Here is a 20,810-nt window from a genome sequence, read left to right as displayed (position 1 = left end):
CGTTCCGAGCCCGGGCGGAGGGTGTTATCCCAATCTGCTGCAGTAGCGCCCCAGCGTGGTGGGCACAAAATCGGCGGACAGCATGGGCGCGGCCACGACGCCGCGCGCCACAAAGTTGCATTGTGCAGGCACCATGCCCAGCGGGCCTTGCAGCCAGTCGATGCGCTGGGGCCACTGCTGGTTGGCGGTTTGCGCCAGGCCTTCGGTGATGACCGGAGCCAGTTGCTGCAATGCCGATGCCAGCGGGTGCAGCCAGCGGCGGTCGTCCACCGTTAGCTGGCGCCCGGGTTGCAATTGCAGCCAGGCCTGTGCGACGCCGGCATCGAGCTGGCGGATCACCTGCGTGACGGCATGGTGCATGCCCAACTGGCGCAGCGCATGGGCTGCCGCCAGCATCGGGGCAGCCACCACCATGCCGCTTCTCGGATCGATCGGCCAACTGGGCTGGCCCCAGGAGAGGGTGATTTCCTCGGCACGCAGGCTGTTGAAGACAGGCGCGGCCAGATCGGAGTTGAGCCACATTGTCCAGCGGGCCTGCAAGGTGGCGTCGAGTGTGTTCCAGGCGGCCTCTGCAGCCAGACCCCAGGGCTGTACATAGCTTTGCTGAATGGCTGGCAGCAGATGGAACTGCCGGGCATCCTGGTCGATGCTGACCTGAAACAGGGTTTCCCATTCCATATCTGCCAGCCGCTGCTGTCCGAGGGCGCAACCCATGGTATGGGCTGCGCGCTGTACGTGCGTGGCCACCGTCCACCACAGCAGGGCCACCTGCGTGTTGTCGCCCAGGCTGCGCTGCATGGTCTTGAACCACGGATTGGCAAACAGGCGCTCCTGTGCGGCGCCCGCCTGTCCAGCCCCCATGCCCGCCCCTGCGGTCATCAATGCGCCCGCAGCCATCTGGCGCACGAACTGGCGTCGACTCTGGGTCGTCGATGGAAGCGGAGATGGGGTGAAATTCGTCATAACACACGCATTCTTGGTGGAATGAAATGCATTATGTCGTTATGAGTGGCAATTTTCTTATCTTTTTGACGAAAATTGGTAAGCATTCGCTGGCTGCCGGTGCAGAGCCCTGACATACGGCGCCGGAGCCGCACGCGGAGCAGGCGAGGCGGGCGTCTGGTGCCGTACAGAATGGCTCATTGCGCACCGGCAGCCTCCAGTATGGCGGCCCAACATGAAAGGGCGATGACGAGGCAGGCCGGGGTAGGGTCGTCTTCTGCAAAATTTGCATAAAGATAGCCATTTTTATTCGTTTTGCTTTTATGGAGCGGCTTCTACAGTGGCATCACCGCGATGGATTTGCCACCGCCCCCCTTGAGGAAGCCGCCATGTCTGCCCTGTTCGATGCCCTGACCGCTCACCCGTTCTCCTTCCGCCGTCCGGTGCCGGACTCGGCCCTGCGCCAGGCACCAGCGCGCGCTGCCGGTCCCGCGTTTGAAGTGCGCCCCATCAGCCAGCCCGATGGCGCCAGCAGCCGCCTGGGGGTGGAGGTGGTGGGGCTGGATCTGGCCCAGCCGCTTGGCAGCGACGATTTTGCCCGCCTGCACGAGGCGCACCTGCAGCACAGCGTGGTGGTGTACCGCAACCAGCGCATCACCCCGGCTGAGCACATTGCATTCAGCCGCCGCTTTGGCCCGCTGCAGCGCCATGTGCTGCGCAATTTCAAGCTCGATGCGCATGACGAGATTCTGGTCGTCTCCAACATCATCGAAGGGGGCCAGCCCACGGGCCTGGGGGATGCGGGGGCGTACTGGCACTCCGATCTGTCGTACAAGCCCAAGCCGGCCTTGGGCTCGCTCCTGCACGCGCAGGAGCTGCCAGAGGTGGGCGGCGATACCTTGTTTGCCGACCAGGTGGCGGCCTATGATGCGCTGCCGTATACGCTCAAGCAGCAACTGACGGGGCTGCTCGCCGAGCACAGCTATCTGCTCAAGTACGAAGAGCTGCGTGCGCGCAACCCGTTCCGCCCCAAACTCAGCGACGAGCAGGTGGCCGAGGTCAAGCCTGCCATTCATCCGGTGGTGCGCACGCACCCCGAAACCGGTCGCAAGGCGCTTTTTGTCAGCGAGCACTTCACCACTCGCATCGTCGGGCTGCCGCAGGCCCGGTCCGACGCGCTGCTGGCCGAGCTGTTTGCGCACAGCACGCAGCCGCAGTTTGTGTACCGCCACCACTGGCAGCCGCACGATCTGCTGTTCTGGGACAACCGCGCCGTGCTGCACCTGGCCACCGGCGTGCCCGAAGGGCAGCGCCGCAAGCTCTACCGCACCACCATCGAAGGCGATGTGCCGGTATGAATCATTTGAATGAAAACCACCTGTCTCGCCCATCCAGAAAGTGCGGACAGCTCCTGTTTTTGATGTCGTTGTGCATGGCTGCCGCGTATTGATCCCAGACGGAAAGCGCGGCCATTGCGGCCCATCAACGGCTTTCACCTCCTGCCTCTTCGCGGCGATTGACGCCCTGCCCCCGGCACGCGCCTCCACGCACTTCGCAAGGTGCGCCTGCCGGGGCCATTCACCCCTCGCATCGTTTTTAAGCCATGAAATTCAACAACCAATGGGCGCCTACTGCCCGCCAACCCCAGCAAGCACATTCAAAAACCATAGCGACCGGCGCGCAGCTATCTCCGGCCGCCAGTCGCCGCCGTGCCCTGCGCGGTGCCCGCAAGAACGCGGCCGCCGTGCTGGCCGCCACGGCCCTGCTGTGGGGGCTGGGCACCGGTGTGGCACAGGCGGCTGAAGGCCAGCTGCGCATTGCCCAGCAGTACGGCATCGTCTACCTGCTGCTCAATGTGGCGCAGGATCAGCAACTGATCGAGAAGCACGGCAAGGCCCAGGGCGTGGACATCAAGGTCAACTACCTGCAGTTCTCGGGCGGGCCGGCGGTCAACGACGCGCTGCTGTCCGGCAACGTCGATATTGCGGGGGCAGGGGTTGCGCCGCTCTTCACGCTGTGGGATCGCACTAAGGGCAGGCAGAACGTCAAGGGCGTGGCCTCGCTGGGCAACTTTCCGTATTACCTGGTCAGCAACAACCCCGCCGTCAAGACGATTGCCGATTTCACCGACCAGGACCGCATTGCCACACCGGCGGTCGGCGTCTCGGTGCAGTCGCGCGTGCTGCAGTACGCATCGGCCAAGCTGTGGGGCGACAAGGAATACCAGCGGCTCGACAAGCTGCAGGTGGCCCTGCCGCACCCGGATGCGGCGGCTGCCATCATCAAGGGCGGCACCGAGATCAGCGCGCACTTTGGCAACCCGCCCTTCCAGGAGCTGGAGCTGGCGGGCAACCCCAACGCCCGCATCGTACTGAACAGCTACGACGTGCTGGGCGGCCCCGCCTCGTCCACGGTGCTGTACGCGACCGAGAAGTTCCGCCAGGAGAGCCCCAAGACCTACCGCGCCTTTGTCGATGCGCTCGATGAATCGGCCCAGTTCATCAAGGCCAACCCCGACAAGGCGGCCGACATCTTCTTGAAGAGCGGTGGCGGCGGCAAGGTGGACAAGGCCCTGGTGCTGCAGATTCTGAAGAATCCGCTGGTGCAGTTCACCATCCAGCCGCAGAACACGGTGGGCCTGGGCCAGTTTCTGTACAAGGTCGGCGTCATCAAGACCCGGCCGGAAGCCGCCAAGGATTACTTCTTTGACGACCCACGCATTGCCGGAGGGAGCTGATATGTGGCGAAACTTTGCTTTTGGAAATCTGGGTGGTCTGGGGCGTGATGCAGGCGGGCAGGACAGCGATGTGGCCGTGGGAGCCTCTGCCTGGCTGCGCAGCGCGGCCGAGCCTTTTGCCAGCCAAGCAGAGGCGGAGCTGGCGGGCCGCCTCTCGGCTTCTGCACAAACTTATCCACAAGCGGGCTCGGAGCTGCGGCGCAGTGAAGCCCTGCTGGAGGTGGACCGGGTCAGCATCGACTACGCCACCCGCGAGCGCGTGGTGCGGGCCACGCACCAGGTGAGTTTTGGCGTGCACGGGGCCGACCGTTTTGTGCTGCTGGGCGCCTCGGGCTGCGGCAAATCCACCCTGCTCAAGGCCATGGCGGGGTTTGTGCCGGTGAGCGAGGGCGCCATTCGCCTGGGCGGTGCACCGGTGCATGGCCCGGGGCCGGACCGGGTGATGGTGTTTCAGGAATTTGACCAGCTGCCGCCGTGGAAGACCGTGCGCGAGAACGTGATGTTTCCGCTGCTCGCCTCGCGCCGCGCCAGCCGGAAGGAAGCCCGCGAGCGCGCCGACTGGTACCTGGACAAGGTGGGCCTGACCCGCTTTGCCGATGTGCACCCGCACCAGCTCTCTGGCGGCATGAAGCAGCGCGTGGCCATTGCGCGCGCGCTGGCCATGCACCCGCAGGTGCTGCTGATGGACGAGCCCTTTGCCGCGCTCGACGCGCTGACGCGCCGCCGCATGCAGGAGGAGCTGCTGGCGCTGTGGGACGAGCTGCGCTTTACCCTGGTGTTCGTCACCCACTCGATCGAAGAGGCGCTGGTGGTGGGCAACCGCATTGCCATCCTCTCGCCGCACCCCGGTCGCCTGCGCGCCGAGATCAACGCCCACAGCTTTGATCTGGCCAGCAGCGGGAGCGCCGCCTTCCAGGCCGCACACCAGCGCATTCACCGCCTGTTGTTTGAAGAAGAGCTTGCTTTAGATATTGATGATGAGGCGCGCGCCAGTCATGTGGCAGCGGCCCAAAACATCGCAAATGTTCCAGATGGCGGCCTGCGCCGCGCGGCATGAAAGGACTCCCATGACATCCGTCACGATTGCCGCAATCGCCCCTGCCGGTGGCGCGCCTTCTTCCGCATCCGGCAGCGGCCCACAGCAGCCGCCCATCCGGCCCGAAGCCGAACATGCGCTGCCTGCTGCACCCGCCGACATCCAGGCGCGCGCACTGCCACTGGCCACACGGCTGCTGCAGCACCCGCTGCTGCGCAAGGCCATCATCCTGGCCGTGCTGGCGCTGGTATGGGAGGTAGCTGCCCGCTGGCAGGACAATGACCTGCTGCTGCCCACCTTCACCCAGACCGCCGCCACCCTGGTGCGCGACCTGGCCAATGGCGAGCTGCTGGCCAAGGCGGCGGTGTCGCTCGGCATTCTGGTGCAGGGCTATCTGCTGGGTGTGGCGGGGGCGCTGCTGCTCACGGTGCTGGCCGTCTCCAGCCAGTGGGGGCGCGATCTGCTCACCACCCTGACCAGCATGTTCAACCCGTTGCCCGCCATTGCCCTGCTGCCGCTGGCGCTGCTGTGGTTCGGCCTGGGGCAGGGCAGCCTGCTGGTGGTGCTGGTGCATTCGGTGCTGTGGCCGCTGGCGCTGGCCACGTATGCGGGCTTTCAGGCCGTGCCCGACACCCTGCGCATGGCGGGCCGCAACTATGGCCTGCGGGGTGTGCGCTATGTGCTGCAGATCCTGGTGCCTGCGGCGCTGCCGTCCATCCTGTCGGGGCTCAAGATTGGCTGGGCGTTTGCCTGGCGCACCCTGATCGCGGCGGAGCTGGTGTTCGGCGCCTCGTCGGGCAAGGGGGGCCTGGGCTGGTACATCTTCCAAAGCCGCAACGAGCTTTACACCGACCAGGTGTTCGCCGGGCTGGCGCTGGTGATCATCATCGGCCTCCTGGTGGAGACCTTGGGCTTTCACCAGCTGGAGCGGGTCACCGTCAGGCGCTGGGGCGTGCAGCGGTAGAACAATTATCGGGTGGTGGATTCGCGGACAACGGTTGCTTGAGTATCTTGTGTTACTTCAGCACCTTGTCCGCTTTTTTGCACTTTTCCGAATGACCGCCTCCGCGATGCCTTCCTGCCTGTTCCCCAACGCCACAGTCTTCACCGGGCGCGGGAAACCGAGTTTGCCTCCGCCTTGACCGTCAGAGGGCAAGACCGTGGTGGCGGGCTTCATCGACATGCACCTCGTTTGAAATGGCAGAAGAGTGCAGTGGGAAACCTGTTGTGATTTCTCGCTACTTTGAGCGCATTGCTGGTCTGTGAAGAGAGGAAAACAAAACGCAAGAAATTGAAAACCAAATCTCGGCACTGATTAGCATCAAGAAAAGACTGAGTGGCCTCTTTGAAAATCTCATAAGTGAAGATGAGTTTGAAAAGAGACCCATGTCAAATTTATTGAATCGAGAAACAATGAAAGCGTCTGACGTGATTCGTGCGATGGAGCAGGCCATCAAAAATTACGGTGACCTCCCTGTGTATTTCACGGATGGATATTTCCGTTACGGCCTCAATTGCCATACAGAGAGTGCGCCGAACTTCGATACTCCAAAGGCGATGATTGTTCGGGCCTTTGGTTTATTGAATGGAAGTGACGGATCCAGCAATCCATCCAACTAGAAGCTGGAGCAAGTCTATCCATCGGTAATTTCCGAAGCATGCTGAGTCGCGTGTTGCGCTATGCAGCGTTCTGTGTGCGAGTAGTCGTTTGACAAAATTCATTGGAACTTTTTGTTGCCCGTGTCGAACCAGTGCACGGCGCGCTCTCGCGTGGCAGGCCTCCATTGGCAGGCAGATGTGATGGCACTATTTGCCAATATTTTTATTAATGTTCTTAATCCATCAAATTCTTCAATAAATTATTTTTGTCATATTGAAGCAGACGTGATCATCGGCATTTGCCACAAGCTTGAGAGGGTACGATTTCCCTGTCTTGCTCGAGCTGCTGTGTTTCTTCTGATTGCGAATATGAACGCCCAGGCTGTTGGTTGGTTCATGGGACGTCGCTGTAGAGCCGCTACACAACCCTTGATACGTCGTTGCTTCGTCGGGGGCGCCTCGTCTCAACCGCAAATCCGCGATTTGCTGGGTTGTGTTAGCGGCTCTCAAGGCTGCGAAAGCTCTACACTGGCTGCCATGTTCCGCTGGCTGATCGTCGTCTTTCTTGCGCTGTTGCTGCTCAACGGCTTTTCTGCACTGCTGCGCAAGATCGGCCTTGGGCGCCTGCCGGGCGATTTCGAGATCACGGTCTTCGGCCGAAAGATCTGGCTGCCGATTGCCACCACCGTGCTGCTGAGCATGTTGGCGGCGGGGATTGCGCGTTATCTGTAAAGCTGGCCCTGCGCTGCAAAACTGTCATAGATGTAACGCAACCAGTCCTCTCGTGCGACCACAGGCGCCTTGATATCGCACGAATATGCGGGAAAGTTTGTAAACAAATTGTCATCGTACCTTCATACACTGGGGCGATGTCATCCATTGAGTTAACGCAGGTTGCCAAGTCCTGGGGCAACACCACGGCCTTGCATTCCGTGGATCTGAAGATCGCGCCGGGCAGTTTCTGTGTGCTGCTGGGGCCGTCGGGCTGCGGCAAATCCACCACCTTGCGCATCATTGCGGGGCTCGAAAGTGCCACGTCCGGCAAAGTGTTGATCGGGGGCAAGGACGTCACCCATCTGCCCCCTGCGCAGCGCGGCATTGCCATGGTCTTCCAGAACTATGCGCTGTTCCCCCATCTGAGCGTGGCCGAGAACATCGGCTTTGGCCTGTCGGTGCGCAAGGTGCCCAAGGCAGAGGCCGACAAGCGCCTCAAGGACGCGGCCGATCTGCTGGGCCTGTCGCACCTGCTGGACCGCAGGCCGGGCCAGCTCTCGGGGGGCCAGCAGCAGCGCGTGGCGCTTGGGCGCGCGCTGGTGGCGCAGGCCCATGTGTGCCTGATGGACGAGCCGCTCTCCAACCTGGATGCACAGCTGCGCCAGGAGATGCGCGCCGAGCTGCGCGAACTGCAGCAGCGCCTGGGCCTGACCGTGGTCTATGTGACGCACGACCAGGCCGAAGCCATGAGCATGGCCGACCAGGTGGTGCTGCTGCACCAGGGCCGGGTGGAGCAATGCGCCGCGCCGCGCGACATGTATGCGCGGCCCGCCACCACGTTCGCGGCGCGCTTCATTGGCACGCCTGCCATGAACCTGCTCAAGCTCGACGACTGCGCCATTGCCGGCAGCGATGTGCGCCTGGCCGCGCCGCTGGGCGCTGCCTGGCTGGGCCTGCGGCCCGAAGCCGTTGCGCTGGGCCAGGGCGGCGTGAACGCACAGCTTGCCGGGCAGGAATACCTGGGCGCCGATGTGGTGCTGCGCTGCGCCATCGGCAGCGAGCAGATCACCGTGCGCGCCCCCGGCCAGCACCACACCAGTACCGGCCAGGCCATGCCATTGGCCTGGCAGGTGGAGGACATGCATTTTTTTGACGCCGAAGGTCGGCGCATGCAGTGAGGCCACCCAGCTTCCGGTTCCCTTTTTCTGACCCTTTTGGTCTTTCGCCCTTTGCTTTTTTGCCGATAACAGGAGTGATCCCGTGCAACGCCATACCTTCTTGAAAACCATTTTCGCCACCAGCGCCGCCATGCTGGGCCTGACCGCCACGGTCGTCCATGCTGCCGATCCGCTGGAAGTGCCGTTCTACTATCCGGTGGCTGTGGGCGGCCCGATCACCAAGGTGATCGACGGCTATGCAGCGGATTTCAACAAGGCGCACCCCCAGTACAAGATCACGCCGATCTATGCGGGCACCTACCAGGAAACCATCGTCAAGGCGCTCACGGCCAACAAATCGGGCAAGGCGCCAGCCACCTCGGTGCTGCTGTCCACCGATATGTTCACGCTGATCGACGAAGACGCCATTGCGCCGATTGACGATTTTGTGAAGACCGATGCCGACAAGGCCTGGCTCAAGGGCTTCTACCCGGCCTTCATGGCCAACAGCCAGACCGGCGGCAAGACCTGGGGCGTGCCCTTCCAGCGCTCGACGGTGGTGATGTACTACAACAAGGACGCCTTCAAGGAAGCGGGCCTGGATCCGAACAAGGCCCCCGCCACCTGGAAGGAGCTGAACGAGGCTGCCAAGAAGCTCACCAAGAAGGATGCCAACGGCAACGTCACGCAGTACGGCATCCAGATTCCATCCACCGGCTTTGCCTACTGGATGCTGCAGACCCTGACCACCCCCAACGACGTGCTGCTGGCCAACGAGGCGGGCACCAAGGTCACCTTCGACAATCCCAAGGTCATCGAGGCACTGGAGTTCTGGGTCAACCTGACCAAGGAAGGCGTGCATCCCAAGGGCGTGGTCGAGTGGGGCACCACCCCCAAGGACTTCATGGAAAAGAAGGCCGCCATCATCATCACCACCACCGGCAACCTGACCAACCTGAAGGCCAACGCCAAGTTCGATTTCGGCGTGGGCCAGATCGCAGGCAATGTGCGCAAGGGCGGCTCGCCCACCGGCGGCGGCAATTTCTACATCTTCAAGAAGGCGCCCAAGGAGCAGCAGCAGGCCGCGTTCGAATTTGCCAAGTGGGTGACCCAGCCCGAGCGCGCCGCGCAGTGGAGCATGGACAGCGGCTACGTGGCCGTGTCGCCTGCCGCGTACGACACGCCAGCCCTCAAGAAGTACGGCCAGGAGTTTCCGCAGGCGCTGGTGGCGCGCGACCAGCTGCCCGTGTCGGTGGCCGAGTTCTCGACGCATGACAACCAGCGCGTGACCAAGGCGCTGAACGACGCCGTGCAGGCTGCGCTCAATGGCACCAAGACTTCGGCGCAGGCCATGAAGGATGCGCAGAAAGAAGCGGATCGCATCCTGCGCAGCTACCAGTGATGACCGCGGGGCGTGCATGCAGGCCCTGGTGCGGCATTGCCGCCCCAGCGTTTGTGTGCATGCCCGTGCGGTGCGATAGCTTCACCACGTAGAAAAAGAAATCGATTGGAATGAGTGCATCTTCCTCCTCCGCCGCCGGCTCGGGCCAGCGCAGCATCCACGCCTGGCTGCTGCTTTTGCCTGCGCTGGTGCTGCTGGTCACCTTCACCCACTGGCCAGCGGTGGCTACCTTCATCGACAGCTTCCATTCCACCCCCAAAGGCGCGCGCGCTGCCGTATGGGTGGGGTTGGAAAACTATGAAACCATGGTCGATGACCCGGTGTTCTGGCAGGCGGTGCGCAACAACCTGTGGTTTGCGGCGGCCACCATTCCGGCGTCCATCGGCCTGGCGCTTTTGATGGCGGTGTGGGTGAACGAGCGCATCGCGGGCCGCACCTTCATCCGCATGGCGTATTTCACGCCCACGGTGCTGCCGATGATTGCGGTGGCCAATATCTGGCTGTTCTTCTACACGCCGCAGTACGGCCTGCTGGAGCAGGTCACCGGCGCGCTGGGCCTGCCGTCGCACAACTGGCTGGGCAGCCCGTCCACGGCGCTGGGCGCGGTCACCCTGGTGGCGGTGTGGAAGGAAGCGGGCTTCTTCATGATCTTCTACCTGGCCGCGCTGCAGACGCTCAACCCGAGCCTGAAGGAGGCGGCCGCCATTGAAGGCGCATCGCGCTGGTACTTCTTCCGCCGCGTGCAGTGGCCGCTGCTGATGCCGACCACCTTGTTCGTGCTGGTCAACGCGGTCATCAACGCCTTCCGGCTGGTGGACCACGTCTTCATCCTGACGCGCGGCGGCCCGGACAACGCCACCACCTTGCTGCTCTACCACCTGTACGAGGTGGGTTTCAAGTTCTGGGATACCGCGTACGCGGCGGCAATCACCGTGGTTCTGGTCGTGGTGCTGGCGAGTGTGGCGCTGTTCCAGTTTTTCGTACTCGACAAAAAGGTGCATTACAAATGAACGCCGCACCTGCCGTGATCTACCGCCATACCTGGTTCGACACTCTGGCTGCCTGGCTGCTGGCCCTGCTGTGGATACTGCCGCTCGCCTATGCGTTCTGGACGGCCTTCCACCCCAGCGATTACGCCATCCGGTTCGACCTGACCGCCCCCTGGACCCTGCAGAACTTCCGCAATGCCTGGGAAGCGGCGCCCTTTGCGCGCTACTTTCTGAACACCACCTTGCTCGTCGCCATCATCCTGGCCGCGCAACTGGTGCTCTCCACCCTGGCAGCGTTCGCCTTTGCGCGCTACCAGTTCCGCGGCAAGAACATTGCCTTTGCACTGGTGCTGGTGCAGCTGATGATCATGCCCGACATCCTGCTGGTGGAGAACTACCAGACCATGGCCCGCCTGGGTCTCGTCGATACGCTGCTTGCCATCGGCCTGCCGTACTTTGCGTCGGCCTTTGCCATCTTTTTGCTGCGCCAGACCTTCATGGGCATCCCCAAGGAACTGGACGAGGCCGCGCGCGTGGAAGGTGCAAGCACCCTGCAGATTCTGTGGCGGGTGTACGTGCCGCTGGCCAAGCCGGTGTACACGGCGTTTGCACTGGTGTCCGTCAGCTTTCACTGGAACAACTTTCTCTGGCCGCTGATCATCACCAACAGCGTGGAGTCGCGCCCACTGACCGTGGGCCTGCAGGTGTTCTCCAGCGTGGAGCAGGGGGTGGACTGGTCCACCATCACCGCCGCCACCTTGATGACTTCGGCGCCGCTTCTGGTGGGGTTCATCCTGTTCCAGCGGCAGTTTGTGCAAAGCTTCATGCGCGCAGGCATCAAATAGCCGGTTACAGTCAGCGCATCTTTCTGGGAGCAACCCATGTCCGGACCTGCAGCAGCTGGCGTGCTGATCTACGCCAAGAACCTTGACCTGTTGGCGCAGTTCTATGCGCAAATCCTCGGTATGCGCGAGCTGCACCGCAGGGATGAGATCGTGGTGCTGCAATCGGCGCACCTGCAGCTGTTGATCCACGCCATTCCTGCGGCGATTGCCGAGCATGTGCATGTGTCCACACCGCCCGCCAAGCGCGACAATGTGGCGCTGAAGTTTTTCGCCACCGTGGATTCCATGGCAGCAGCCCGCGCCTTGGCCGCGCAGCTGGGCGGCCAGGTGTTTGACGACGAATGGCAGGGCCCCGGCTTCGTGGCTTGCAACGCCATGGACTGCGAAGGCAATGTGTTTCAGCTGCGCGCACCTGCCGACCCCGTGTAGTGCGGTTGCTTACCCCTGTTTTTATAGCATTTGGCGCTTGATGGATGGGCGTCTGATCTTCATTCGACGAGGTATTGGAGCGCATGCAGATACTGACCTGGAACGTGCAATGGTGCTGCGGGCTCGATGGCGTTGCCGAACCGGCGCGCATCGTCCGCCATGCGCAGGGCATGGGCGATATCGACGTGTTGTGCCTGCAGGAGGTGGCAGTGGGCCACCAGGCCTTGGCAGGCGGCCCGGGCGACCAGGTGGCCCAGATCCAGGCTTTGCTGCCCGGCTGGCAGCTGTTTTTTGCAGCAACCACCGATGGTTTTGATGCGCAGGGCCAGCGCCGCAGCTTTGGCAACCTGGTGGCCACGCGCCTGGCGGTGGCCGAGGTGGCCCACCACCGGCTGCCCTGGCTGGCGGAAGCGGGCGTGGTGAGCATGCCGCGCGGCTGCCTGGTGGTGACGGTGCGCGACCCGCACCTGGGCCTGGTGCGGGTGATGACGACGCACCTCGAATACCACAGCGCCACGCAGCGCATGGCACAGGTGCGGGCGCTGCAAGGCATACACGCCGAGGCACTGGCGCAGTGCGGCGCGCCGCCCGGCAGTGCGCCTGCTGCTACACCCTACACCACACCGGTGCACACACCGCACGCCGTACTGTGCGGTGATTTCAACATGGGCCCGCTTGATGCCGAATATGCGGCCCTGGTAGCGCCTGGGGCGGCCCCCCTGCACAACAGCTGGCAGGTGCTGCAGGGCGATGTGCCGCAGCCTGCCACCTTCTGCGTGTTTGACCGCACCTGGGGCCCGGCGCCGGTGGCCTGCGATTTTGCGCTGGTCAGCGACAGCCTGCGCAGCCATGTGCAGGGCTGGCGCAGCGACGGCGCCACGCAACTCTCTGACCACCAGCCAGTGCTGCTGACCCTGGCCTGACGCGGCGCGGCCTGACGCGGCCCGGCCTGACGTGGCGCGGCTTGACGCGGCCCGGCTTGAAAATACGGCAATCGCCTTCAGTTGCAAGGGTGCAGCCTGCCCGTACGATGCAGGCCAAGGAGAACAGCCGATGCCTGAAGACAGCCTGCACATTGTGTGCCCCCATTGCCATACCACCAACCGCGTCAAGCGTGAGCAGTTGAGCGCGCATCCCGATTGCGGCAGTTGCCACCAGCCGCTGTTCACCGGCGAGCCGGTGCAGCTCGATGCAGAAAGCTTTGCCAGGCAGGTGGGGCGCAACCAGATTCCGGTCGTGGTGGATTTCTGGGCGCCCTGGTGCGGGCCTTGCCGCCAGATGGCGCCCGGTTTTGCCCAGGCCGCCAAGCAGCTGGAGCCGCAGGTGCGCTTTGCCAAGCTCGATACCGAAGCCTATCCGCATGTGGCCCAGCCCTTCAATATCCGCAGCATTCCGACCATGGTGGTGTTCCAGGGCGGCCAGGAGGTGCAGCGCATTTCGGGCGCCCTGCCGCCAGGCGATATCGTGCGCTGGGTGCAGTCGGTGATCTGACGCGCTTTCGCCGATGCAAAGGAAAAAGGGCCATCCGTAGATGGCCCTTTTGGTGCTCCAGCGCGGCTGGCGGAGCGTGGGATTACAGCTTGATGCCTTGTGGCGCGCCGGTCAGGTAGCCAACGGCAGCACCAAACTTGTTCTTGTAGTTGGCCTTGATCAGCGGATCGAGCTTTTCCTTGACCACGTTGTGGATGGCGCCCCAGTCACCGGCGTGCTGGAAGTTGCTCATGATGTAGGTCCAGCCGTTGATCTCGTCCACCGCATGCAGGCCGGTGGACTCACCGCCCGCAGGGATCGACATGATGCGCGAGAGCTGCTTGGTGTCGACGTTGTAGGCCCACAGGAAGTTGTTCACGTGCTGGCCGCTGTCTTCACCGATGAAGAGGGTGCGCATCTTCTCCGAGAACTTGAGGTTGTCGGGGTTGCAGATCTTGTTGGGGTTGCCGGTGTTGCCCAGCGCGTCGGCGGCAATGTCTTCGCCCGCCAGCAGGGCCTTGGTGTCGATGGGCATCCACTCGCTGTCGATGGCGGCGCCGCTGGTGTCCTTCTGGCCGCCGCGCAGGTTCAGCGCCATCACGGCACCTGCCTTCAAGGTCTTGGGGATGGAGACGCCGTTGCCTGGCACGTTGGCGGCATCACCTGCCACCATGGATTTTTCGCAGTTCTGCAGTGCAGAGTAGGCGATCTTGTCCTTGGCGTTGACGGTGGTGCCTTCCATCTTGGTGAAGCCCATGCTGGCGCCCTTGTAGGCGGCGTAGCGGTGGGTTTCGAGGAAGGCGGCGGCCTTGTCCATGCCGGGGTTGATCTTGATCCACTCGGTCTTGCCGTTGGCAACGATCTTGGTGAAGCTGGCGTCTTGCGGGTCCTTGCTCGCCACGGACATGATGTCGGTGGGCTTGAGCGTGTTCGCCAGGTTCTCGATTTCGGCGCTGGTGGCCGAGCCGAGCTTGATCCAGGTGAGGCCTGCAGCGCTGCCGGTGGCGGGGTCGATGGAGAAGCCCGCGCCCACCTGGGCCGCGTACAGCGAGCCGGAGGACAGGTCCTTGGCCTTGTCGGCCACGAACACGAAGTAGGCACTGTTGGTGGCGTCGTCGCCCATCAGTGCGGTGCGCGCGTCGGGCATCACCTGCACCAGCTCGTGCGAGATGCGGCCCATGCAGAAATGCTTCTTGATCGACGCGGTGCCGTCCTTGTTCACCGTCACTTCCGGCATGTGGCCGTAGTGGTAGGGGTTGGCCTTGGTTTCATCGCCGTACAGGTTCTTGCTGTAGGCCTTGAACTGGGCGTTGCTGGCCGCTGTGAACGCATCGGGCTCGTACTCTTCGCTGGACAGGTGGGTGCCCCATGGCGACAGGCTCGCGCCGCAGGTAATCCACAGGCCATGTACCTTGGAGGTGTCCACGTTGTGGTACTTCACCAGACTCAGCTTGCCGCTGTCCTGGTCCTGGTCGAGCGTCAGCACGGCGATGGGCGAAGGCAGCTTGCCGTACATGTCGGTCTTGCCATCCTGCGCCCAGGTGGTGTATTCGAACTGCACCACGGCAAACACGGGCTTGCCCTTGACGCCGTCAACCTTGGCATCGGGCACGGTCAGCAGGGAGGTGCCGTCCGGCGAGTCGGAGAAGAACTGGCGCTCGCTGCCGGCCACCGTGGTGTCGGTGATGGGCTTGTTGTTGATGTCCACATAGCCACCCGCCAGGATCTTGCCACCCTTGCCATCGGAGACCATGTCACCGGTCACGAAGAAGGGCTGGTAGGCCAGCTTGACTTCGCGGGTGCTGTTGTCGGCGTAGAGGATGCTCATTGCCGCGTTGGTGGTGGTGGTGGCCATGGCGGCGGGCACCGCCAGGGTGGGCGCTGCCATGCTGACGAAGCTGACCGACTTGAAGGGCGCGGAGGGCGTGTCGTCATCGCCACCGCCGCCGCAGGCGGTCAGCAGGCCAGCCGCCGACAGCGAGCCGGAGAGCGGCAGCAGGGGCGCACCGCCCAATAGTTGCAAGAGACGACGACGCGATGTCAACACTGCGCTCATAACGGTAACTCCGTGGGATTTGTGGTGTATTGGAAAGTCCACAGAGGCCCCAACAAGCGGGGCGAAGTACTCTGTGGCGCGCACCGAGTATCCGACCGCAAAATGGCAGCTTCATGACAGTTGCATAACGATTTGATGACGGTGGGGGAGTGCCGTCTGGCGCAGGAATGGCGCCCTTTGGCGGGGCATTGGTGGTGCGTTGGCGCGACGCTTGTGCGCGCAAATCCGAAGGCGCGCGGGCGTCTTTTCAGGCCCCAAGCGGGTGGTGGCGCTGGAACCAGAAATACTGCCCCCATTGCGGACATCCGTGTGTAGGACAGGTGGACTGGTCAAAGCTGGTGTAAGGTGCTACAACCAAGTCACGATAACGAATGCCTAGGGAGGCTCTGCAAAACCCTCTCCCAATGAGATGGATGCGGATCGCCCGAGACCGTGGCCAGACCACGGCAGGGAGTTTTGCAGAGGGTCCCTAGCAACTTTGCGGCATGGTCAGCCCCTTTGGTGCCGCCACGGAGGTCGTATGGATGTCATCAGCAACTCTGCCGCCCGCTACGTGCGCCTGCGCGAAGAGGAAATGTCGCTCGACGAGTTTCTTGTTCTGTGCCAGCGCGACCCGATGGTCTACGAAGGGGCTGCGCACCGCATGCTGGCCGCCATCGGCGAGCCGGAGATGATAGATACCCGCAATGATCCGCACCTCTCGCGCCTGTTCGCCAACAAGGTGATCCGCCGCTACCCCGCATTTGCGGAGTTCTATGGCATGGAAGACTCCATCGAGCAGGTGGTGAGCTTCTTCCGCCACGCCGCGCAGGGCCTGGAAGAGCGCAAGCAGATTCTTTACCTGCTGGGCCCTGTGGGGGGCGGCAAGAGTTCCATCGCCGAGCGCCTGAAGTACCTGATGCAGAAGGTGCCGTTCTACGCGCTCAAGGGCTCGCCCGTGAACGAATCGCCGCTTGGCCTGTTCGATCCGATGGAGGATGGCCCGGTGCTTGAGGAGCAGTTTGGCATTCCACGCCGCTGCCTGAGCCACGTACTCTCTCCCTGGGCCGTCAAGCGCCTGGAGGAATACGGTGGCGATATCCGCCAGTTCCGGGTCGTCAAGCGCTACCCCAGCATCTCCCGGCAGGTGGCCATTGCCAAGACCGAGCCGGGCGACGAGAACAACCAGGATATATCGAGCCTCGTGGGCAAGGTCGACATCCGCAAGCTCGAGAACTTTGCCCAGGACGACACCGACGCCTACAGCTACTCGGGGGGCCTGTGCCTGGCCAACCAGGGCCTGCTGGAGTTCGTGGAAATGTTCAAGGCCCCCATCAAGGTGCTGCACCCGCTGCTCACGGCCACCCAGGAGAGCAACTACAAGGGAACGGAGGGCTTTGGCGCCATTCCCTTTGACGGCCTGGTGCTGGCCCACAGCAACGAGAGCGAATGGAAGGCCTTCCGCAACAACCGCAACAACGAGGCGTTTCTTGACCGGGTCTACATCGTCAAGGTGCCGTATTGCCTGCGCGTGTCGGAGGAAGTGCGCATCTACGAAAAGCTCATCCGCGAATCCTCGCTGGCCAGCGCCGTCTGCGCGCCCGGCACGCTCAAGATGATGGCGCAGTTTGCGGTGCTCACGCGCCTGAAGGAGCCCGAGAACTCCAGCATCTTCAGCAAGATGCAGGTCTACGACGGCGAAAGCCTCAAGGACACCGACCCGCGCGCCAAGAGCTACCAGGAATACCGCGACTACGCCGGGGTGGACGAGGGCATGTCGGGCATCTCCACACGCTTTGCCTTCAAGATCCTGTCCAAGGTGTTCAATTACGACAGCACCGAGGTGGCGGCCAACCCGGTGCACCTGATGTATGTGCTGGAGCAGCAGATCGAGCGCGAGCAGTTCCCTGCCGAGCTGGAGACCCAGTACACCAGCTACATCAAGGAGTACCTGTCGCCGCACTATGCCGAGTTCATCGGCAAGGAAATCCAGACCGCCTATCTGGAGAGCTACAGCGAGTACGGCCAGAACATCTTTGACCGCTACGTCACCTACGCCGACTACTGGATCCAGGACAGCGAGTACCGCGACACCGACACCGGCGAGGTGTTCGACCGCAATGCGCTCAATGCCGAGCTGGAGAAGGTGGAAAAACCCGCCGGCATCGCCAATGCGAAGGATTTCCGCAATGAGATCGTCAACTTCGTGCTGCGCGCGCGTGCCAACAACCAGGGCAAGAACCCGAGCTGGACCAGCTACGAAAAGCTGCGCCTGGTGATCGAGAAGAAGATGTTCTCCAACACCGAAGAGCTGCTGCCCGTCATCAGCTTCAACGCCAAGGCCAGTGCCGAGGATGCGCGCAAGCACGAAGACTTTGTCACCCGCATGGAAGCCAAAGGCTACACGCCCAAGCAGGTGCGCCTGCTGTGCGAGTGGTACCTGCGCGTGCGCAAGAGCAGCTGAGGCAGCGGGAACGGCGCGCCGGTACCGAACGCGCCGGGCCGACCATGCATGGGGGGCATAGATGGCATTGCAAATCATCGACCGCAGGCTCGCAGGCAAGAACAAGTCGGTGGGCAACCGCGAGCGCTTCGTGCGCCGCTACAAGGAGCAGATTGCCGAGGCGGTGCGCCGCGCCGTCTCCAAGCGCGACATCCGCCACATCGAGCAGGCCGAGAACATCACCATCCCGCGCAAGGACATCCGCGAGCCCGTCTTCCGCCATGGCCAGGGCGGCGTGCGCGACACCGTGCACCCGGGCAATACCGAACATGTGCGGGGCGACCGCATTGCCCGCCCCCAGGGTGGGGGCGGCGGTCAGGGCTCGCAGGCCAGCGACAGCGGGGAGGGCGAGGACGACTTCACCTTCACCCTGACCAAGGAAGAGTTCATGGAGCTGTTCTTTGAAGACCTGGCCCTGCCGCGCCTGCTGCGCACCCACATTGCCAGCACGCTGCAGTACAAGACGCGCCGCGCAGGCTACAGCCACGACGGCACGCCGCACAACCTGGCCGTGCTGCGCACCATGCGCGGCGCACTGGGCCGGCGCATTGCCCTCACCAAGGCGCCGCACCGCGAGCTCAAGGCGCTCGAAGACGAACTGGCGTCCCTGCTGGCGCAGGATGACGGCACGAGCGAGGCCGTGGCCGAGCTGCAGCAGCGCATTGCCGGGCTGCAGGCACGCATGGGCAAGGTGGCGTTTCTCGATCCGCTGGACCTGCGCTTTCGCAGCCGCACCAAGGTGCCCGAGCCCAGCAGCCAGGCCGTGATGTTCTGCGTGATGGATGTGTCGGGCTCGATGGACCAGGCGCGCAAGGACCTGGCCAAGCGCTTCTTCATCCTGCTGTACCTGTTTCTCACGCGCCACTACGAGAAGATCGACATCGTCTTCATCCGCCACCACACCCAGGCTGCCGAAGTGGGGGAGGACGAGTTCTTCCACTCCACCGAAAGCGGCGGCACCGTGGTCAGCAGCGCGCTGGTGCTGCTCGACCAGATCATCCGCACACGCTACCCCGTGGCCGACTGGAACATCTACGTGGCCCAGGCCAGCGATGGCGACAACTTTGGCGACGATGGCGGCAACTGCCGCAGCCTGCTGGCCGAGAAGATTCTGCCGCTGGTGCGCTACTTTTCCTACGTGCAGGTGGTGCAGGAAGAGCAAAGCCTGTGGGAGGAATACAGCCAGCTATTGCCGCTGTTTCCGCACTTCGCCATGCGCAAGGTGTCAGAGCCCGGCGATATCTACCCCGTGTTTCGTGATCTGTTCAAGAAGGAGGGGGTGACGGTATGAACCCTTCTCGCATGAACCCTGCCCAATACCCGGTGCTGGCGCGGCGCAAGGGCTCGCACCACTGGAAACTGGCGCTCTCCAGCGACCGCTCCCAGCGCGACGTGCCTGCCACGCCCCTGCCTGCGGGCAAGCGCCCGGGCCAGCCCCTGCCCGACCCGAGCGACTGGACCTTCGAGCTGATCGAGCGCTACCACGCAGCCATTGCCGCCACGGCAGAGCGCTATGGCCTCGACACCTACCCCAATCAGCTGGAGGTGATCTCGGCCGAGCAGATGATGGACGCCTATGCCAGCGTAGGCATGCCCGTGGGCTACCGCCACTGGAGCTATGGCAAGGAGTTTCTGGCCACCGAGCGGCGCTACCGCCGTGGCCATATGGGCCTGGCCTACGAGATCGTCATCAACTCCAACCCCTGCATCAGCTACCTGATGGAGGAGAACACCACGGCCATGCAGGCTCTGGTGATTGCCCATGCGGCGTACGGGCACAACAGCTTCTTCAAGGGCAACTACCTGTTTGGCATGTGGACGGATGCGGGCAGCATCATCGACTACCTGCTCTATGCCCGCGACTTCATCGCCCAGTGCGAGGAAAAGCACGGGCTCGATACCGTGGAACAGTGGCTGGATTCATGCCACGCCCTGGCCAACCTGGGCGTGGACCGCTACCGCCGCCCCTCCAAGAAGACCCTGGCGCGCGAGCGTGCCGAGCGCGAGCAGCGCGAGGCCTACGCCCAGCAGCAGATCAACGAGCTGTGGCGCACCTTGCCTGCGCGCCCGGACAAGAACAGCACGGCGCAGCACCACGAGCGGTTTCCCAAGGAGCCGGAAGAGAACCTGCTGTATTTCATCGAAAAGAACGCCCCGCTGCTGGAGCCCTGGCAGCGCGAAGTGGTGCGCATCGTGCGCAAGATCGCCCAGTACTTCTACCCGCAGCGCCAGACCCAGGTGATGAACGAGGGCTGGGCCACCTTCTGGCACTACACGCTGCTCAACACGCTGTACGACGAAGGCTGGCTCACCGACGGCGTGATGATCGAATGGCTCTCGTCGCACACCAATGTCATCTACCAGCCGCCCGCCGGGCACCGCGCCTACAGCGGCATCAACCCCTATGCGCTGGGCTTTGCGATGTACCGTGATATCCAGCGCATCTGCGAACAACCGACCGACGAAGACCGGCGCTGGTTCCCCGATCTGGCGGGCACGCCGTGGCTGCCGGCGCTGCACCACGCCATGCAGAACTACAAGGACGAGAGCTTCGTCGGCCAATACCTGAGCCCGAAGCTGATGCGCGACATGCGCCTGTTCGCCATCCACGACGACGCCAGCGAGCGGGAGCTGCTCGTGAGCGCCATCCACAACGAAGACGGCTACCGCAGCCTGCGCCAGACGCTGTCGCAGCAGTACGACCTGGGCGCGCGCGAGCCCAATATCCAGGTGTGGAACGTGAACCTGCGCGGCGACCGTTGCCTGACCCTGCGCCACACCCAGTACCAGGGCCGGCCGCTGGCCGACGATGTGCAGGAGGTGCTCAAGCACGCGGCGCGCCTGTGGGGCTTTGGCGTGCAACTGGAAAGTGTCAATGGAGACGGAGAGGCACCCGTGCTGCTGCACTCCGTGGCGCCGCCGCCAGCCTGAATTCCTTCGAACAGGCGCCCG

18 protein-coding genes are annotated in these 20,810 nt (G+C 63.3%); 16 read left to right on the top strand and 2 right to left on the bottom strand.

What is annotated here, in order from left to right:
- Positions 1-24 precede the first annotated feature (24 nt).
- Positions 25-963 carry a hypothetical protein gene (locus ACH2DG_RS07105; RefSeq protein WP_395025087.1) on the bottom strand — a complete coding sequence of 313 codons (939 nt, stop codon included), beginning with the start codon at positions 961-963 and terminating at the stop codon, positions 25-27.
- A 368-nt stretch (positions 964-1,331) separates the two neighbouring features.
- On the opposite strand from ACH2DG_RS07105, the gene ACH2DG_RS07100 reads away from it, so the two are divergent.
- The 13 genes from ACH2DG_RS07100 to trxC all read left to right on the top strand — a co-directional run bounded on the left by ACH2DG_RS07100 (position 1,332) and on the right by trxC (position 13,341).
- On the top strand, positions 1,332-2,300 hold the full coding sequence (locus ACH2DG_RS07100) for a TauD/TfdA dioxygenase family protein (RefSeq protein ID WP_395025086.1): 969 nt from the start codon (positions 1,332-1,334) through the stop codon (positions 2,298-2,300).
- 245 nt (positions 2,301-2,545) lie between these two features.
- Positions 2,546-3,679 carry an ABC transporter substrate-binding protein gene (locus ACH2DG_RS07095; RefSeq protein ID WP_395025085.1) on the top strand — a complete coding sequence of 378 codons (1,134 nt, stop codon included), beginning with the start codon at positions 2,546-2,548 and terminating at the stop codon, positions 3,677-3,679.
- A 1-nt stretch (position 3,680) separates the two neighbouring features.
- Positions 3,681-4,736 (top strand): ABC transporter ATP-binding protein, encoded by a 1,056-nt coding sequence (locus tag ACH2DG_RS07090; protein ID WP_395025083.1) that lies wholly within the window; start codon positions 3,681-3,683, stop codon positions 4,734-4,736.
- Between the two features lie 10 nt (positions 4,737-4,746).
- The gene (locus ACH2DG_RS07085; protein ID WP_395025081.1) at positions 4,747-5,679 is read left to right on the top strand and encodes an ABC transporter permease; all 933 of its coding nucleotides are present in this window, start codon (positions 4,747-4,749) and stop codon (positions 5,677-5,679) included.
- A 449-nt stretch (positions 5,680-6,128) separates the two neighbouring features.
- A complete protein-coding gene (locus tag ACH2DG_RS07080) occupies positions 6,129-6,335 on the top strand; it encodes a hypothetical protein (protein ID WP_395025079.1) in 207 nt (68 codons plus the stop codon).
- Between the two features lie 180 nt (positions 6,336-6,515).
- Positions 6,516-7,046: a DUF2905 domain-containing protein gene (locus ACH2DG_RS07075; RefSeq protein WP_395025078.1), complete on the top strand. Its 531-nt coding sequence runs from the start codon at positions 6,516-6,518 to the stop codon at positions 7,044-7,046.
- A 137-nt stretch (positions 7,047-7,183) separates the two neighbouring features.
- Entirely contained in the window at positions 7,184-8,206 is a 1,023-nt protein-coding gene (locus tag ACH2DG_RS07070; RefSeq protein WP_395025076.1) for an ABC transporter ATP-binding protein, read from the top strand.
- Between the two features lie 82 nt (positions 8,207-8,288).
- Positions 8,289-9,587: an ABC transporter substrate-binding protein gene (locus ACH2DG_RS07065; RefSeq protein ID WP_395025075.1), complete on the top strand. Its 1,299-nt coding sequence runs from the start codon at positions 8,289-8,291 to the stop codon at positions 9,585-9,587.
- 110 nt (positions 9,588-9,697) lie between these two features.
- Positions 9,698-10,597 carry a carbohydrate ABC transporter permease gene (locus ACH2DG_RS07060; protein WP_395025072.1) on the top strand — a complete coding sequence of 300 codons (900 nt, stop codon included), beginning with the start codon at positions 9,698-9,700 and terminating at the stop codon, positions 10,595-10,597.
- A complete protein-coding gene (locus ACH2DG_RS07055) occupies positions 10,594-11,421 on the top strand; it encodes a carbohydrate ABC transporter permease (protein ID WP_395025071.1) in 828 nt (275 codons plus the stop codon). The genes ACH2DG_RS07060 and ACH2DG_RS07055 overlap by 4 nt, the downstream gene beginning before the upstream one ends.
- Before the next feature lie 36 nt (positions 11,422-11,457).
- The gene (locus ACH2DG_RS07050; protein WP_395025070.1) at positions 11,458-11,850 is read left to right on the top strand and encodes a VOC family protein; all 393 of its coding nucleotides are present in this window, start codon (positions 11,458-11,460) and stop codon (positions 11,848-11,850) included.
- Positions 11,851-11,933: 83 nt separating this feature from the next.
- Positions 11,934-12,773 (top strand): endonuclease/exonuclease/phosphatase family protein, encoded by an 840-nt coding sequence (locus tag ACH2DG_RS07045; RefSeq protein WP_395025067.1) that lies wholly within the window; start codon positions 11,934-11,936, stop codon positions 12,771-12,773.
- 130 nt (positions 12,774-12,903) lie between these two features.
- Positions 12,904-13,341: a thioredoxin TrxC gene (gene trxC, locus ACH2DG_RS07040; protein ID WP_395025065.1), complete on the top strand. Its 438-nt coding sequence runs from the start codon at positions 12,904-12,906 to the stop codon at positions 13,339-13,341.
- Between the two features lie 82 nt (positions 13,342-13,423).
- On the opposite strand, the gene ACH2DG_RS07035 is transcribed toward trxC, so the two are convergent.
- Positions 13,424-15,376, bottom strand: coding sequence for a PhoX family protein (locus tag ACH2DG_RS07035; protein ID WP_395025064.1), 1,953 nt, complete (start codon positions 15,374-15,376; stop codon positions 13,424-13,426).
- 520 nt (positions 15,377-15,896) lie between these two features.
- Here ACH2DG_RS07035 and ACH2DG_RS07030 point away from each other — a divergent pair.
- From ACH2DG_RS07030 to ACH2DG_RS07020, 3 genes are all read left to right on the top strand, one after another.
- On the top strand, positions 15,897-17,819 hold the full coding sequence (locus ACH2DG_RS07030) for a PrkA family serine protein kinase (protein WP_395025062.1): 1,923 nt from the start codon (positions 15,897-15,899) through the stop codon (positions 17,817-17,819).
- Positions 17,820-17,880: 61 nt separating this feature from the next.
- Positions 17,881-19,149, top strand: a complete 1,269-nt coding sequence (locus ACH2DG_RS07025) for a YeaH/YhbH family protein (protein WP_395025061.1) — start codon at positions 17,881-17,883, stop codon at positions 19,147-19,149.
- 11 nt (positions 19,150-19,160) lie between these two features.
- Positions 19,161-20,789 (top strand): SpoVR family protein, encoded by a 1,629-nt coding sequence (locus ACH2DG_RS07020; protein ID WP_395025209.1) that lies wholly within the window; start codon positions 19,161-19,163, stop codon positions 20,787-20,789.
- Positions 20,790-20,810: the final 21 nt, after the last annotated feature.

Source organism: Comamonas odontotermitis (assembly GCF_040396735.1).
GTDB classification, from domain to species: domain Bacteria; phylum Pseudomonadota; class Gammaproteobacteria; order Burkholderiales; family Burkholderiaceae_C; genus Comamonas; species Comamonas odontotermitis_C.
The sequence above is the reverse complement of the archived record's forward strand: the minus strand, read 5'-3'. Positions and strand labels throughout refer to the sequence as shown.